Source organism: Gordonia sp. DT219 (genome assembly GCF_049847065.1).
GTDB lineage: Bacteria > Actinomycetota > Actinomycetes > Mycobacteriales > Mycobacteriaceae > Gordonia.
In genome coordinates, this window is record NZ_JBNCNR010000003.1 from 1 (window position 1) to 15,754 (window position 15,754).

Annotated in this window: 13 protein-coding genes; 1 reads left to right on the forward strand and 12 read right to left on the reverse strand. The window is 67.3% G+C overall.

The genetic code is table 11. From position 1 onward, the window contains the following. Window positions 1–313: 313 nt before the first annotated feature. The 12 genes from tyrS to ACPXB3_RS05710 form a co-directional block, all read right to left on the reverse strand. Complete coding sequence (tyrS, locus tag ACPXB3_RS05655) at window positions 314–1,642, reverse strand: tyrosine--tRNA ligase (protein WP_425726926.1); 1,329 nt, start codon at window positions 1,640–1,642, stop codon at window positions 314–316. A 60-nt stretch (window positions 1,643–1,702) separates the two neighbouring features. Then, entirely contained in the window at window positions 1,703–1,918 is a 216-nt protein-coding gene (locus tag ACPXB3_RS05660; RefSeq protein ID WP_425706675.1) for a Trm112 family protein, read from the reverse strand. An 82-nt stretch (window positions 1,919–2,000) separates the two neighbouring features. Beyond that, on the reverse strand, window positions 2,001–5,006 hold the full coding sequence (locus ACPXB3_RS05665; protein ID WP_425726927.1) for an AMP-binding protein: 3,006 nt from the start codon (window positions 5,004–5,006) through the stop codon (window positions 2,001–2,003). Window positions 5,007–5,128: 122 nt separating this feature from the next. After that, entirely contained in the window at window positions 5,129–6,583 is a 1,455-nt protein-coding gene (gene argH / locus ACPXB3_RS05670) for an argininosuccinate lyase (protein WP_425727260.1), read from the reverse strand. A gap of 17 nt (window positions 6,584–6,600) precedes the next feature. Further along, a complete protein-coding gene (locus ACPXB3_RS05675; RefSeq protein ID WP_425706634.1) occupies window positions 6,601–7,800 on the reverse strand; it encodes an argininosuccinate synthase in 1,200 nt (399 codons plus the stop codon). A 232-nt stretch (window positions 7,801–8,032) separates the two neighbouring features. Next, the gene (locus tag ACPXB3_RS05680; protein WP_425706635.1) at window positions 8,033–8,545 is read right to left on the reverse strand and encodes an arginine repressor; all 513 of its coding nucleotides are present in this window, start codon (window positions 8,543–8,545) and stop codon (window positions 8,033–8,035) included. Beyond that, on the reverse strand, window positions 8,542–9,465 hold the full coding sequence (gene argF, locus ACPXB3_RS05685; protein WP_425706636.1) for an ornithine carbamoyltransferase: 924 nt from the start codon (window positions 9,463–9,465) through the stop codon (window positions 8,542–8,544). The genes ACPXB3_RS05680 and argF overlap by 4 nt, the downstream gene beginning before the upstream one ends. Continuing rightward, window positions 9,462–10,670 carry an acetylornithine transaminase gene (locus ACPXB3_RS05690; protein WP_425706637.1) on the reverse strand — a complete coding sequence of 403 codons (1,209 nt, stop codon included), beginning with the start codon at window positions 10,668–10,670 and terminating at the stop codon, window positions 9,462–9,464. Before ACPXB3_RS05690 ends, argF begins: the two co-directional genes overlap by 4 nt. Next, window positions 10,667–11,647, reverse strand: coding sequence for an acetylglutamate kinase (gene argB / locus ACPXB3_RS05695; RefSeq protein WP_425726928.1), 981 nt, complete (start codon window positions 11,645–11,647; stop codon window positions 10,667–10,669). Before argB ends, ACPXB3_RS05690 begins: the two co-directional genes overlap by 4 nt. Then, window positions 11,644–12,921 (reverse strand): bifunctional glutamate N-acetyltransferase/amino-acid acetyltransferase ArgJ, encoded by a 1,278-nt coding sequence (argJ, locus tag ACPXB3_RS05700; protein ID WP_425726930.1) that lies wholly within the window; start codon window positions 12,919–12,921, stop codon window positions 11,644–11,646. Before argJ ends, argB begins: the two co-directional genes overlap by 4 nt. Next, entirely contained in the window at window positions 12,918–13,958 is a 1,041-nt protein-coding gene (gene argC / locus ACPXB3_RS05705) for an N-acetyl-gamma-glutamyl-phosphate reductase (protein ID WP_425726932.1), read from the reverse strand. Before argC ends, argJ begins: the two co-directional genes overlap by 4 nt. A gap of 110 nt (window positions 13,959–14,068) precedes the next feature. Beyond that, window positions 14,069–15,022, reverse strand: coding sequence for a zinc-binding dehydrogenase (locus tag ACPXB3_RS05710; RefSeq protein WP_425726934.1), 954 nt, complete (start codon window positions 15,020–15,022; stop codon window positions 14,069–14,071). Window positions 15,023–15,136: 114 nt separating this feature from the next. Here ACPXB3_RS05710 and ACPXB3_RS05715 point away from each other — a divergent pair, with 114 nt between their 5' ends. Further along, the gene (locus ACPXB3_RS05715) at window positions 15,137–15,754 is read left to right on the forward strand and encodes a TetR/AcrR family transcriptional regulator (RefSeq protein WP_425726936.1); all 618 of its coding nucleotides are present in this window, start codon (window positions 15,137–15,139) and stop codon (window positions 15,752–15,754) included.

Here is a 15,754-nt window from a genome sequence, read left to right on the forward strand (position 1 = left end):
CACCAACACACTATCGAGTTCTCAACGAACACACACCCACCAACACCACCCCACACAGGAGCGAACTTCGGCGAGCTAGTTCTAACAGAGCAGACTACCCGATCAAGGGCAACTGATCCAGGCTACCAGAGCCACTGTCACCGACCAAACTGACGCTCGGCCGGCTTTTGCGCCCGGCTACAACCCAAAGATACGTACTTCACGAGGTGAAGACACTGAGCTACCCCGGGAATCCTGTCGGCCCCGGGGGAGTTGCTCTCTGCGGTGCAACAAGAAAGTTACACACGCCGGAACATTGCGTCAAATCTGCTGGTCAGACGGTTACGCGCGCGCCGGCAAAAGTCTTCTTGCCGCGCCGGATGACCAGCCAACGCCCGTGCAGCAGATCTGCGGTCGACGGCCGCCAGTCGGCATCGCCGACCTTCGCATTGTTCACATATGCGCCACCTTCGGCGATTGCCCGCCGAGCCGCCTTGTTGCTGTCGGACAAGCGCGTATCGACGAGCAGGTCGACGATGGTCGGCCGATTCTCGTCCCCCTCGGCGGCGGCGGGGTACTCGGCAACCGTGGTCTCACCCAACGCGGCGGCAAGCGTCGCCTCGTCGAGTTCGAGCAGATCCCCCCGACCGAACAATGCCTGGCTGGCCAGCTCGACCGCGGCAGTGTGATCGGCACCGTGGATGAGTGTGGTCATCTCCGCGGCCAGACGTTTCTGCGCCAGACGCAGATGCGGCGTCTGTTCGGTCGCGAGCTCGAGGTCGGCGATTTGCGGTCGCCCGAGGAAGGTGAACCACTTGAGGTACCGGACCACGTCGGCGTCGGCGGTGTTCATGAAGTACTGGTACCAGGCGTATGGACTGGTCAGCTCCGGGTCCAGCCACAGACTTCCGCCCCCCGTCGACTTTCCGAATTTCTTGCCGTCCGACGAGGTCACCAGCGGCACCGTCAGTGCATGAACAGTGTTGCCATCGACCCGACGCACCAGGTCCACGCCTCCTACGATGTTGCCCCACTGGTCTGATCCGCCGATCTGAAGCGTGCAGCCGTAGCGTCGATGGAGCTGAAGATAGTCGTTGGACTGCAACAGGATGTAGCTGAATTCGGCGTAGCTGATCCCATCGGTGTCGAGTCGTCGTTTGACCGTTTCCCGGGCGAGCATCACGTTCACGGAAAAATGCTTGCCGAGGTCACGCAGGAAGTCGACGACCGACATCGGTCCGGTCCAGTCGAGGTTGTTGACCATGACCGCACCGTTCGCGGTGCCGTCGATGTCGACAAAACGACGCAACTGTCCACCGATCCGGTCAGCCCAGCCCTCGACGACATCCGCGGCGTTCATCGTCCGCTCCCCCACGTCGCGTGGATCACCGATCAGACCGGTTGCGCCACCCGCGAGGACCACGGGACGATGTCCGGCGAGCTGAAATCGTCGAAGTGTCAACAGCGGGACGAGGTGGCCGGCATGGAGGCTGGCAGCAGTCGGGTCGAATCCGGCATATAGCGTGATCGGACCATCGGCCAATGCCCCACGCAGTTCGTCGAGGTCGGTCGACTGCGCGATCAGCCCACGCCACCGGAGGTCCTCGAGGATGTCAGGGGTGGTCACGGTTACCTGCGATGTCTCAGCGCTCACGGCGTTCATCTTTCCACCCGACTCCCCGACCGGCGGCGAGGGGCGGGCGCGCAGGCGCGCGAACCCCGATCAGGATTCGCCGGTCAGTCTCTGGTGTTCGTCGGGGTCGACGGCGCGCGCCTCGTCCGCAAGCATCACCGGGATCCCGTCGGAGTCGATCCGGTAGGCCACCCGCAGCCGGGGGTTGTACAGCTCGTCGCCCGCGTCGAGCAGCGGGCCGTGATCCTGCGGGCAGACGAGTCGTTCCCGCACGATCGGATCGATGGTCTCGGCACGCGACGGCATCTCGACGGTTCCCTTCACTCGATGACCGCACCGCTGGGATCGCGGCGTGATAGGCGTGGCCTCACCGTAGCGTGCCGCGATTTCACCCTCGCGTGCCGGCCGCGGCTTCGGCCGCACCCGCCGGCGCCGTCCTGACCCAGGTGACCTTGGTCGCCGCGGAGCGCGTATACCTGCGATAGCGGCCTTCCTCGTCTCGGTACCAGATCTTGGCGCCCGGCTTCGGCAGCCCCGCCCGCACGAGCTCGGTCACCTGTGGCCGGTACGAGTTCGACACGGGGATGTCGTCGACCACCCTGATCAGGTGCGGGCGCTCGGCGGACGGGAACTCGCCCAGCGCGACCCGCAGTTTGGTCACCGTCAACGAGTCCCGCGTCGCGGTCGGCAGGAGAGTCACCGCGACGACCGCCAGCTGGTTCCCGGGCTCGCCCACGCCGTACGCGGCCACCTGGTCGACGCCGTCCACCCGTGACAGTGCCTGTTCGAGTGGTAGGAGATAGACGATTCCGTCGGCGGAGAGGACCGGTGAGTCGACCGCCCCCATGAACCACAGATCGTCGTCGGCATCCCGAATGAACAGTTGTCCGGAGACCTCCCACCGGTCGTCACGGTTGAACACATCGCGCAACACCGTGGAGAAGATGTCGAACCGATAGCGCGTGCGCGCCAGCAGGAGGCCGACCTCGCCCGGTTCGGCCCGACGCACGAAGCCGTTGGGCGCCACGTCGAGTCGCGAGTTCTCGATGTCGTACGCCGCGACCTGTACATGATTCGTCCCCGGCAACTCCCGCCCCATCGACCCGGCCTTGTCCCCGGCGACGTTGGCGAGGATCGCCGACCCGTCGGCAGTCGCGAAGAACTCGAGTATCCGTGCCCGCGGGAAGGCCTCTTGGACGTCCTCCCACAGTCCGACCGGCATTCCGGAGCCGATGAACAACCTGATGGGGTTGTGCTCGGCGATGTGGAACGACCCCGACCGGACGATCTCGCGCATCATGGTCCACGTATAGGAGACGACCGTCACGCCGTACCGGCGTACCTCCACGGCGAAGGTCTCGGCCTCGACCCCGTTGGACAACGCGATGCGGGAGCGACCGGCAACCGTCGCGCCCAGAGTGGTGAGCAGGCCCGATGCGTGATGCAGCGGCGGAAGGCAGTACACGGTGTCCCTGTCGGTCAGCCCCGCCGCCGAGGCGGCGCCGAACGCGGACACCGCGAACCGAAGATTGGTGATGGGCCAGACGGTGAGCTTCTGTTCGGACCGGGTGAACAGGATGAACGCGAGGTCCCCGGCCAGTCCCGGATCGGCGCGATACCACGCGGGCATCTCGACGGCCGCGGGATCGATCTGTTCCATGTCGATGATGCGGTGCCCGTCGGCACGTTCGATCACTCGCGCATCGCCACTGCCCCCACCGAGGATGAGGACCCGACCACAATGTGCCGCAGCGGTTTCCAAATTCTTGGGATCGGCCACCACGACGGCACAGTTGGCCAGGCGAAGCATCTCGTCGATGTCGCCCTCCGGTGAGAGCATCACCACGACCGCGCCGAGCCTCGACAACGCCGCGACGACCACCAGCGCACTGGGTCGGGTGTCCATCAGGACGCCGATGTGCTGACCGGGGCGGACACCGCACGAGACCAGACCGGCGACGACGTTGCCGATGCGGACGTTGACCTGTTCATGGGTCAGCACGCGGTTCTCGAAGAGGAACAGCTCCTTGTGCCCGCCCCGCTTGGTGTTCTCCGACATGAGCTTGCCGAGCGAGATCCGGGTCCCGGCCTGGATCTGCCCCAACCGCAACAGCCGGGGCGCGGTACGCACCGATTCCTGAGCCACCGCCAGTGACGAACGCTGGAACGATGCCGCCCGGCCCAGAAGCTCGCGGGAGACCCCGGCGCCGGCGTCGGCGACCGCGCTCAGACCATGGGAGAGCCGCGAGGCCACACTGACCCCTGAACCACTGCCCGGTTCCGGAAGGGTCATCGGCTCGATGTCTTCGGGCTGCGGACCGAGTCCGCCCTGCCAGCGGATCCACTCCGCGGTCAGCGGCCACGTATGCGTTCCCGAGGTACTGCCCACCACGAGACCGAAGTGGCCGACCGGCACACATGATTCGTAGACCTCCGCGTCGGGGGCGGCACGCACGATACCTCGCACCGCGGCCGGCTGACCGATGTCGTCGGCTCCTCCGACGAACGCGAGGATCGGACAGGTGATCTCGGCGAGGGTCACCAGTTCACCGTTGATGACAAAGCCGCCCGAGACCATCCGATTGTGGACGACGAACTGCTGCAACAATTCCGCGATCGCGGGCCCCGACCAGGCCACCCATCCGTCGGATTCGAGGAAGCGGCGTTGGTCCTCGCGCGGCAACAGCGCGTCGCGGTCGTGGAGTTGACGGAGGAAGTCGAACCGGCTGCGCGCGGTCTTGACCGGGTCGAGCATCTGAAAACCGAGGCGCGCCAGCCATCCGGGCACCCACAGATGGCTGACGACACGATCGGCAAGGATTTCGGCACCGGGTACCACCAGCCCAGCAGGCAGGCCGAGCGGCAACCCCGCCAACACGTCGACTGGACTGCCGAAGGTGATCAGGCTCGCCAGGCCCTTGCTGCGCCGATAGGCGGCGGTTTGGTAGGCGAACATCCCGCCCTGTGAATAGCCGGCCAGGTGGACGTCTGACCCGGTTGCGTCGATGATCAGGTCGATCGCGCGGCTCACCGCGAGCACGTGGTCGGCGAGGTCGCGTTCCCGGCCGCCCTCGGCGGTGTCCGGCGAGCCGAAATCGATGACCCACGGCACGATCCCGTGCTGGTGCAGTATCGAGACCGCGCCATTGTGTTCGGTCACGTCGTAGACGTTCGCCGACACCATCATCGGCGGGATGAGCACCACGTTGGGGCCGGCGGACGCGTCGTCGGGAAAATAGCGCCGCAACCTGAACATCTTCTCGGTCTCGACGACCGTGAACGGAGCCGGTTGCGTGCCCGTCTCCAGTCCACCGAGACGTAACACCTCGAGCCCGTTCTGCGCGGTGGCGACCACCCGGCCGACGATCGCTCCCAGATCCGGAATTCCGCCCAATCGACACCCCTCCTATGTGGGCACCCACTCTACCCACCCGTACGAGGCCCGAGCCGCTGTTGTACCGGACCGTGTGGTGACCCGGACCGTCAGTTCACCTGGACCGTCAGTTGACCCGGCTGCTACTGACCACCCGAACCCGGGTGCGTTCTCGGCTGGTTCTGCCAGCGTGCACGAAGTCGCGAGACCTGCTCGGTCAGTACCGCGAGCTGGCGCTGCACCTGGCCGGACGATGTGCCGCCGTGCGCGTCACGCGATTCGATCGATCCGCGAACGCTGAGCACCTCGCGCACCCGCGGGGTGAGCGCCGGGTCGATCGCGGCGAAGGTGTCATCGTCGAGCTCGGCGAGTCCGACACCCCGGCGCTCGGCCTCCCGTACGCATGCCCCGGCCAGCTCGTGGGCGACCCGGAACGGGACGCCCTGACGCACCAGCCACTCGGCGATGTCGGTGGCCAGGGTGAAACCGGCCGGCGCGAGTTCGGCCATCCGGTCCTCGTGGAACTCGAGGGTGCCCACCATCCCGGCGACCGCAGGCAACAGCAATTCCAGCTGGGCGACCGCGTCGAACAGTGGCTCCTTGTCCTCCTGTAGGTCGCGGTTGTAGGCCAAGGGCTGTCCCTTGAGGGTCGCCAGCAAGCCGGTCAGGTCTCCGATGAGTCGGCCTGCCTTACCGCGGGCGAGTTCGGCCACGTCCGGATTCTTCTTCTGCGGCATGATCGAACTGCCGGTCGACCACGCATCGGACAACGTCACGTAGCCGAATTCCGCTGTGCTCCAGATGATCACCTCTTCAGACAGCCGCGACAGGTCGACCGCCGCCATGGCGAAGACGAATGCCGCCTCCGCAGCGAAATCACGCGCGGCCGTGGCATCGATCGAATTCTCCGCCGGCCCGTCGAACCCGAGATCTGCCGCGATCGCACCTGGATCGAGCCCGAGAGATGAACCGGCCAGCGCGCCGGAACCGTACGGCGACACCGCGGTCCGACGATCCGCGTCTCCGAGGCGGTCGACATCACGCAGCAGCGGCTGCGCATGCGCCAGCAGATGGTGCGCCAGGAGCACCGGCTGAGCCGCCTGCAGGTGCGTCTTACCCGGCATCACCGCATCCGGGTGCGCCACGGCCTGGCTGACGAGTGCGTCCACGACGTCGAGCAGCCCGAGCGACACCCGTGCCATCGCCTCGCGCACCCACATCCGGAACAGCGTGGCGACCTGGTCGTTGCGTGAACGACCCGCCCGCAGGCGGCCGCCCAGCTCGGGTCCGACCCGTTCGATCAGGCCGCGTTCGAGCGCTCCGTGTACGTCCTCGTCCGACGGCGCCGGACCGAAGGTGCCATCGGCGACGTCAGCGGCGAGTCGATCGAGCCCGTCGAGCATCACCACCAGGTCGTCGTCACCGAGCAATCCCGCCGCGCCGAGAACCCGGGCATGCGCCTTCGACGCGCGAATATCGAAGGGCGCCAACACCCAGTCGAAGTGGGTGGACTTGCTCAGCGCGGCCATCGCCGCGGCCGGGCCGTCGGCGAATCGCCCACCCCACAGCGAACCCTCGTTGGTGGCCCCGTCTTTCATGTGACCGGCCTGCTCACTCACCCGAGCAGGTCCCGTTGCGCGGCGATCTTCGAGGAGAGGCCGTGCAGTTCCACGAAGCCGCGGGCGTTGGACTGATCGAAGCTGTCGCCCTCGTCATAGGTGGCGAGGTTGAAGTCGTAGAGCGACTCCGGGCTGCGTCGGCCGTTGACGGAGATGTGACCGCCGTGCAAGGTCAGCCGGATGTCACCGGTGACGTGCTCCTGGGTGGAGTCGACAAAAGCGTCCAGGGACCGCTTGAGCGGCGAGAACCACAGGCCGTCGTAGACCAGCTCGGCCCACTTCTGGTCGGTGTGCCGCTTGTAGCGACCCAATTCCCGCTCCAGGGTGACGTGTTCGAGCTCGGCATGGGCGGTGATCAGCACCATCGCGCCTGGGGCCTCGTACACCTCACGGCTCTTGATGCCCACCAGCCGGTCCTCGACGACGTCGAGCCGGCCGACGCCCTGCGCACCGGCCCGCCGGTTGAGTTCCTCGATGGCCTCGAGCACGCTCACCGGCTTGCCGTCGATCGCGATGGGCCGGCCCTTGTCGAAACTGATGATGACCTCGTCGGGCGACTGCCAGTTGAGCGTCGGGTCCTCGGTGTAGGAGTACACGTCCTTGGTGGGTGCATTCCACAGGTCCTCGAGGAACCCGGTCTCCACTGCGCGGCCCCAGACGTTCTGGTCGATCGAGAACGGCGAGCGCTTGGTCACGTTGATCGGGATCGCGTTCTCCTCGGCGAAGGCGATCGCCTTCTCGCGCGTCCAGGCGTAGTCGCGGACCGGTGCGATGACCTTGAGATCGGGTGCCAGCGAGGCGAATCCGACCTCGAAGCGCACCTGATCATTGCCCTTGCCGGTGCAGCCATGGGCGACGACGGTGCCGCCATGGTCCCGAGCAGCGGTCACCAGATGTTTGGCGATCAGCGGCCGCGACACGGCCGACACCAGCGGGTAACGATCCATGTAGAGGGCATTGGCGGTGATGGCGGGCAGGCAGTAGTCGTCGGCGAATTCGTCACGCGCGTCGACGAGTACGGCCTCCACCGCACCGCAGTCGAGAGCGCGCTGACGCACGACCTCCATGTCCTCGCCACCTTGGCCCAGGTCGACCGCGACCGCCACGACCTCATTGCCGGTTTCCCGGCCGATCCAGCTGATGGCGACCGAAGTATCCAGTCCGCCCGAGTATGCGAGTACGACGCGATCGGCCATGTGTTTATGAACTCCTGTTTCGTGTGTGCACATCCATCATGGGATGCGCGGTTGGCTGGGGTGATCGGGGGTCCGATGAACGGTTCTCCCGATCAACCCGGGGTATCAGATCCGCCGATGGTCGGTCAGGTCTGCCGGGTCTTGGGGTGGTCGGGTCGGGGGTGGTCGGGTCGGGGGTGGTCGGGTCGGGGCTGTCGGGTCTGCGTGTACCGGACGGAACGACGCGGCCCGGTCACACGAGACCCTCGATTCGTCGAGCCATCTCGGCACCGTCGATCGGATCACGCGCGCACACGAAGATCGTGTCATCACCGGCGATGGTGCCGACCACGTCGGGCAGGCTCGCCCGGTCGATGGCGCTGGCAAGATAGTGCGCCGCACCCGGCGGCGTGCGCAGGACGGCCAGGTTTCCGCTGCTGTCGGTGGAGACCAATAGTTCGGAGACCAACCGCGCGAGCCGATCGGTACCGCCGAACACCCCACGAACCGGCGAACCGTCCTCGGGAACCATGTACACGCCGACGCCACCGTCGGCGGCACGCAGCTTCACCGCACCGAGTTCGTCGAGGTCACGCGAGATGGTCGCCTGTGTGGCGTCGATACCGCGTGCGGCGAGCAGATGCTGCAGCTCGGATTGGCTGCGCACCTGCCGTTTGGCCAGGACCTCGACGATCAGCGCGTGCCGGCCGGCACGCGTGGCGGCCAGCCGCGGCTCGGGCTGCTCGGATCTGCTCGATGCGGTCATCGATGCTCCAGCAACCAGATCAGCAAGGCCTTCTGCGCGTGCAGCCGGTTCTCGGCCTCGTCGAAGACCGCACTCGCCGGCCCGTCGATGACCTCGTCGGTGATCTCGTCGCCGCGGTGGGCCGGCAGGCAGTGCAACACGACCGCCCCGGGAGCGGCGTGGGAGAGGAGCCCGGCGTTGATCTGATACGGCCGAAACGGCGCCTTTCGATCCCTGCCGTCGTCCTCCTGTCCCATCGACACCCAGGTGTCGGTGACCAGCACGTCGGCATCGGTCGCGGCGCGGACCGGGTCGGCGACCAGCCGAATCGACCCACCGGTCAGCGTTGCACGCTTCTCGGTGTCGGCGATGACCTGGGCGTCGGGCGCGAAGCCATCGGGGGCGCTGATCGTCACGTGCATCCCGGCGGTGACTCCGCCGAGCGCCAGCGAATGCGCCATGTTGTTCGCACCGTCGCCGAGGTAGGTCATCCGCAGTCCGGCGGTGGCGCCCTTGCGTTCGATGATCGTCTGCAGGTCGGCGAGTATCTGACACGGGTGAAAGCTGTCGGAGAGGGCGTTGACGACGGGAATCGTGGCGGTGGACGCCATTTGCTCGAGCCGTTCCTGGGCGAAGGTGCGCCACACCACCGCGTCGACGAAGCGCGAGAGCACCCGGCCGGTGTCGGGTAGGGATTCGTCGCGGCCGAGCTGGGTGGTGCGTCCGTCGACGACCACGGCGTGGCCGCCGAGTTGGGCGATTCCCATCTCGAAGGAGAACCGGGTGCGCGTGGAGTTCTTGTCGAAGATCACCCCGACGCCCCGCGGGCCCTCCAGCGGGCGATACGCGAACGGGTTGCGCTTGACGTCGGCGGCGAGTGCGAGCACTTGTGCCTGCTCGTCGGCGGTCAGGTCGTCGTCGCGCAAGAAATGGCGTGTCATGGGCGTCCCTTCGCTTCGGTCTCGGCGTGCGCGGCGTCTGTGGCGGCATCGAGGATCGCCGGTAGTGCGGCGACGAATTCCCGGCCCTGTTCCTCGGTGAGGATCAGCGCGGGCGCGAGGCGCAGCACATCGGGCGCCGGCGCATTGATGAGGAAGCCGTCTGCGCGGGCGGCGGCTTCGACGTGGGCGGCCGCTGCCCGGTTCAGCACGATCCCGAGTAGCAGGCCGGATCCGCGGACATGCGAGATCAGCGGGTGGTCGAGGTCCTCGATGCCTGCGGCTATCGATTTACCCACCGCCGCAACGTGTTCGACGAGTCCCTCGTCGTCGATGACCCGCAGGACTGCCAGTGCTGCCGCGGCACTGACCGGGTTGCCGCCGAAGGTGGTTCCGTGCTGTCCGGGCGTGAAGAGGTCTGCCGCATCGCCGGTCGCGATGCACGCGCCGATGGGCAGGCCGCCGCCGAGGCCCTTGGCCAGGGTCATCACGTCCGGTACCACCCCGCCGGCCTGGTGGGCGAAGAACGTTCCGGTGCGCGCGATCCCGGTCTGCACCTCGTCGAGGATCAGCAGGGCCCCACGCTCGGCGGTGATCCGCCGGGCGTGTGCCAGATAGTCGGCGGGCGGCACGACGACACCTGACTCACCGAGGATCGGTTCGAGGATGACTGCCGCGGTGTGTTCGTCGACCGCCGTATCGAGGGCGGCGGCATCGCCGAAGGGCACGAACTCGACGCCCGGCGGCATCGGCGCGAAGGGCTCGCGCTTGCCCGGCTGTCCGGTCATCGCGAGTGCACCCATCGTGCGGCCGTGAAAGGCTTTGTCCGCAGCAATGATCTGTGGCCGTCCGGTCCGTCGTGCAAGCTTGAACGCGGCCTCGTTGGCCTCGGTTCCCGAATTGCAGAAGAAGACCCGGCCCGGATGGCCGAACCGGCCAAGGAGCTGCTCGGCGAGCTCGACGACGCGCTCGTTGATGTAGAGGTTCGACACGTGGCCGAGGGTGGCCAGCTGGGTGGAGACGGCATCGATGATTGCCGGATGGGCGTGGCCGAGCGCGTTGACGGCGATTCCGCCGAGCAGATCGAGGTAGCGCTTCCCGTCGGCGTCCCACACGTAGGCCCCGTCGCCACGTTCGAGTGTCAGCGCCGGGGTGCCATAGTTGTTCATCAGCGCGGTGGACCACCGCTGCTGCCAGGGTGCGGTCATGAGGTCGTGACTTTCGGGTCGGGAGTCGGTGTGCGGGTATCGGAGTCGGCGCCGGTTCGGTATGGCACCACGGTCGTTCCGGCCGAACTCGACGTCAACAGTTCGGCCAGCACCGCGTGGGATACCCGGCCGTCGATGACATGCGCCCGGCGCACCCCACCGGTCACCGCCCGCAGGCAGGCCTCCATCTTCGGAACCATGCCGGAATCCAAGCGCGGCAACAGTTCTGCGAGCCGTTCGGTATCGATCTCCGACACCATCGAGGCCCGGTCGGGCCAGTCGGTGTAGAGACCTTCGACATCGGTGAGCATCACCAGTCGCGCGGCACCCAAGGCCTCGGCCAGCGCGCCGGCGGCGGTGTCGGCGTTGATGTTGTGCACCACGCCATCACGGTCGGGGGCGATCGTGGAGATCACCGGAATCCGCCCGGCGGCAACAAGATCGAGAACCGCCGAGGCATTCACCGAGGAGATGTCGCCGACCAGACCGACGTCGGTGGCCACGCCGTCGACCAGGACCGAACGGCGGACCGCGGTGAACAGATGGGCGTCCTCACCGGTCAGGCCCACCGCGTACGGACCATGAGTGTTGATCAACCCCACCAGCTCTCGGCCGACCTGCCCGAACAGCACCATCCGGACGACATCCATCACTTCCGGAGTGGTGACCCGGAAACCGCCGCGGAACTCTCCCGACAACCCCAGCCTCGCGAGCATTGCCGAGATCTGCGGCCCGCCGCCGTGCACCACGATCGGGTGCATCCCGCAGGCACGAAGGAACACCATGTCCGCGGCGAACGCGCGTTTCAGGTCATCGTCGACCATCGCGTTGCCGCCGTACTTGACCACGACGGTCGCGCCGGCGAGCGCCTGCATCGCAGGCAGCGCGTCGGCGAGTACGGCCGCCTTGTCCACGTCCGCCGATGCGGCGGTGTCGACAGCGATCTCGTGACCGTCGGGGAATGCTCCGGTGCTCATGAGGAATACGCCGAATTCTCTTCGACGTAACCGTGCGAGAGGTCGGTGGTCCGGATCGACCCGGATGCCGAGCCCAGTCCGAGATCGATGCGCACCTCGATGTCGGCGCCCGACAGGTCCACCTCCCGTGCACCGGGTGCACCCGCACCGTCGACGCACACCGCATTACCGTTGAACGACACCGAGATCCGGTCGGGATCGATCGTGACCGGCGCAATCCCCACGGCGGCGAGAACGCGGCCCCAATTGGGATCGGACCCGAAAAGTGCGGTCTTGACCAGCGAGTCACGCGCGACCGTGCGGGCGATCGTGATCGCGTCGTCCTCGGTGCGCGCGCCGGCCACGGTGATGATGATACGTTTGGTGACGCCCTCGGCGTCGGCCATCAACTGGGCCGCCAGTTCGTCGCAGACGGCCAGGACGGCGGCATCGAGATCGGCTTGCTCGACCGGGATCTGGCTGGCGCCCGAGCTGAGCAGCAGCACAGTGTCGTTCGTCGAGGTCGCCCCGTCGACGTCGAGGCGATCGAAGGTCAGCGCGGTGGCCCGCCGCAACGCCGCATCGAGCTGCTCGGCGGTGGCCCGGGCATCGGTCGTCAGCACACACAACATGGTGGCCAGCGACGGCGCCAGCATTCCGGCGCCCTTCGCCATGCCGCCGACATTCCATCCCTGCGGATGGTGCAGCGCAACCTGTTTGGGCACCGTATCGGTGGTCATGATCGCGTAGGCCGCATCGGTGCCGCCAGACAGTCCGCCGCCCATATCGTGGACGATCTCGGTCACTCCGGCGAGGACCTTGTTCATCGGCAACCGATCGCCGATGAGGCCCGTGGAACAGACCGCGACCTCCACCGCCCCGGTCTCGGTGCCCCAGTTGCTCAGCGCGTCGGCGACCGCCTCCGCTGTGGCATGGGTGTCCTGAAATCCGCCCGGCCCGGTGCAGGCATTCGCACCGCCGGAGTTGAGGATCACCGCACGCAGCCGACCGGTGGTCAGCACCTGCTGTGACCACAGCACCGGCGCAGCCTTGACCTGATTACGGGTGAACACCCCCGCCGCGGCGTGGTCGGGACCCTCGTTGAACACCAGCGCGAGATCTTCTTTGCCAGCAACCTTGATACCGGCCGCGATTCCCGCCGCGCGGAAACCGAGCGGCGCGGTCACACCCTGCTCACGCACCAGCCGCGGCGCGCCCAGCGGCGCGCCCCCGACGATCCGGTCCTCGGTGTCGGTCCGGCCGTCCGTGTCGACCCGATCATCCGATGCCGTCACGGCGCGATCCCCACGGTGCTCAATCCCTCTGCCTCATCCCAGCCCAACGCAAGGTTCATCGATTGCACGGCGGCCCCGCCGGTGCCCTTGGTCAGGTTGTCGACGGCACCGACAGCCACCAGCGTGCCGGCGCGCTCGTCGACGGTCACCGCGATCTGGACGGCGTTCGAGCCGATCACCGAACCGGTCGTCGGCAACGATCCGGCCGGCAGCACATGCACGAAATGTTCGTCGCCATATGCCTTCTCGTAGACGGCACGGACCTCGTCGACAGTGGCGGTGGTCCGCGCGGTGCAGGTGGCAAGAATGCCACGCGACATCGGGACGAGAACGGGTGTGAACGAGACACTCACCGGCAGATCGGCCGCCTCCGAGAGCGCCTGGGCGATCTCCGGGGTGTGGCGATGGGTACCGCCGACGCCGTATGCGCGAGCCGAACCGATCACCTCGGAGGCGAGCAGGTCGACCTTGGGCGAGCGTCCCGCCCCTGAGGTGCCACTGACCGCGACCACGGTGACCGCGGGCTCGACGAGGCCGGCGGCCAGCGCAGGCAGTAAGGAGAGGATCGAGATGGTGGGATAGCAGCCGGGCACCGCGATCCGGCTCGCGCCCGCGAGCACCTCCCGGTTGCCGGGCAGTTCGGGCAGTCCGTATGGCCACGTGCCGGCGTGGTCGCCGCCGTAATATGCGTTCCAGTCAGCACTGTCACGAAGCCGGAAGTCGGCCCCGCAATCGATGATCAGAGTGGTCGGCGGCAGGGCGTCGGCGATTGCGGCCGAGGTACCGTGCGGTAGTCCGAGGAACACCACGTCGTGTCCCGCGAGGACCTCGGTGGTCGTCTCCTCGAGAACCCGATCGGCCAGCGGCAGCAAATGCGAATGCTGGGAGCCGAGTGTGCTCCCGGCGTTGCCGCCCGCGGTCAACGCGCCGATCTCCAGCTCACCCGAACGCAGTCGGGGGTGACCGCAGAGAAGACGCAGGATCTCACCGCCCGCATAGCCGCTGGCACCAGCGACCGCCACCTTGATCGTCGTCATGCAAACATTATGCACGATGATGCAAATTGATTCATGGGCGGTTCCGCGGTCGGCCCTCGCAACCGCCGGGCTCCACTGTCCATCGGGCCGGCGGTCCACCCGATGGGACGCTACGGGACGAGCACTATCCGGCCGAACACAACACCGTCGTCCATCTGCCGATGGGCCTCGGCAGCGTCGGCCAACGGCATGACCGCGTGCACCACCGAGTGCAGTTCGCCGCGCGACGCCCCGGCAAACCATTGCGCGCGCACGGCGTCGCGCGCGGCCACGGGCACCGTGTCCAGACTGAAGGTCGCAAACGACCGAGACCGCTGGAATGCGCCCATCAGTCGCATTCCGAAGTCGGCCGGCGGCGCCCCGGCAACGACTCCGACCAGTACGAACCGGCCATTGGACGCGAGCCGGTCAAGGAAGTCCGGTAGGTCAGCACCGCCGGCGATGTCGATGATCACGTCGTATGACTCCGGCGCCGCAGAGTCCCCGTGGCCAGTGCGATCGAGTACATGCGTCGCGCCGAGCGCCCGCAGGCGCGCGCCACGATCCGCCGACGAGGTCGTGACTGCAACCACGTCGGCGCCACCGGCCGCAGCCATCTCGACGGCGGCGATGCCGATGCTGCCGGCCGCACCACGCACGAGCACCGACTCGCCCGCGGTGAAGTGGGCGTGGCGCAGGGCGAAGTGTGCGACCGGCGCCGCGCTGCCTAACGTCACCGCATCGATCGATGACAGGCCGTCGGGAAGTTCGACGATCTCGCTCACTCGCGCGAGCGCCTGCTCGGCGTATCCGCCGCCGAGGCCGGTGAACGCCCAGACCCGGCGTCCGATCAAGGAGGTATCGACGCCATCACCCACCGCGGTCACGGTGCCGGCGACCTCGCTTCCCGGGATCATCCCCTCGGCGAAGCCGTATCCGGCGAGAGTTCCGCGCCGGATGACCGCGTCGACGCCACCCACGCCGATCGCCTCGGTCTCGATGACCACCTCTGCGTTTCCCGCTCGGGGTCGGGGGATGTCGGTCTCCACCAGTCCGGCGGGTTCCCCGAACTGTTCTATGCTCACCGCGCGCACCTGCGCCTCCTCGAAGTTCCTGCTGTCTGCGATACGGTGACGACGCTAGCGGACGCACCCGTCCACTTATCGGAAGTGAGAAGTATGCCGGTTCGATCGCCTCAGATGTTGCGCACCGACGCCCGGGACAATCGCGATCAGATCCTGGCAGCCGCACGGACACTGTTCACCGAGAGCGGCCTGCAGGTCACGATGCGACAGATCGCGCGCCGCGCCGCGGTCGGCCCGGCAACCCTCTACCGACGGTTCCCGACGAAGCAGATCCTGATCGACGAAGCCTTTGCCGACGAACTCCGCACCTGCCGACAGATCGTCGACGACGGTTGTGCCCACGAAGACCCGTGGCGTGGGTTCTGCGGCGTCATCGAACGGCTCATCGTCCTCAATGCCCAGAATCAGGGATTCGTCGACGCGTTCACGTCGTCGACCGCGGAGATGAACGCGATTGCGGCACATCGTGTCTCGATGATTCGCAAGCTCACGGCGCTGACCGCCCGCGCGCAGGCCATGGGGGGCCTACGACACGATTTCGTGATCGATGACGTCGTGCTGATCTTGTTGGCCGGTCGCGGCCTTGCCACCCTCCCGCAGGAGCACCGGGCCAGGGCCGCAACGCGCTTCGCCGCGGTGGCCGTCTCCGGGCTCCGGCAATCCGAGGACAACGTGGCATTGCCACAAGGTTCGAGAATGGCCGCCGCCGTGATCCTGGGTGGCACGGCCTGA

Excerpts from the sequence above, each read along its gene's own strand:
- tyrS (WP_425726926.1), bottom strand. The coding sequence starts at position 1,642 with ATGAACGCCGTGAGCGCTGAGACATCGCAGGTAACCGTGACCACCCCT.
- ACPXB3_RS05660 (WP_425706675.1), bottom strand. The coding sequence starts at position 1,918 with ATGCCGTCGCGTGCCGAGACCATCGATCCGATCGTGCGGGAACGACTC.
- argH (WP_425727260.1), bottom strand. The coding sequence starts at position 6,583 with ATGAAAGACGGGGCCACCAACGAGGGTTCGCTGTGGGGTGGGCGATTC.
- ACPXB3_RS05675 (WP_425706634.1), bottom strand. The coding sequence starts at position 7,800 with ATGGCCGATCGCGTCGTACTCGCATACTCGGGCGGACTGGATACTTCG.
- ACPXB3_RS05680 (WP_425706635.1), bottom strand. The coding sequence starts at position 8,545 with ATGACCGCATCGAGCAGATCCGAGCAGCCCGAGCCGCGGCTGGCCGCC.
- argF (WP_425706636.1), bottom strand. The coding sequence starts at position 9,465 with ATGACACGCCATTTCTTGCGCGACGACGACCTGACCGCCGACGAGCAG.
- ACPXB3_RS05690 (WP_425706637.1), bottom strand. The coding sequence starts at position 10,670 with ATGACCGCACCCTGGCAGCAGCGGTGGTCCACCGCGCTGATGAACAAC.
- argB (WP_425726928.1), bottom strand. The coding sequence starts at position 11,647 with ATGAGCACCGGAGCATTCCCCGACGGTCACGAGATCGCTGTCGACACC.
- argC (WP_425726932.1), bottom strand. The coding sequence starts at position 13,958 with ATGACGACGATCAAGGTGGCGGTCGCTGGTGCCAGCGGCTATGCGGGC.
- ACPXB3_RS05715 (WP_425726936.1), top strand. The coding sequence starts at position 15,137 with ATGTTGCGCACCGACGCCCGGGACAATCGCGATCAGATCCTGGCAGCC.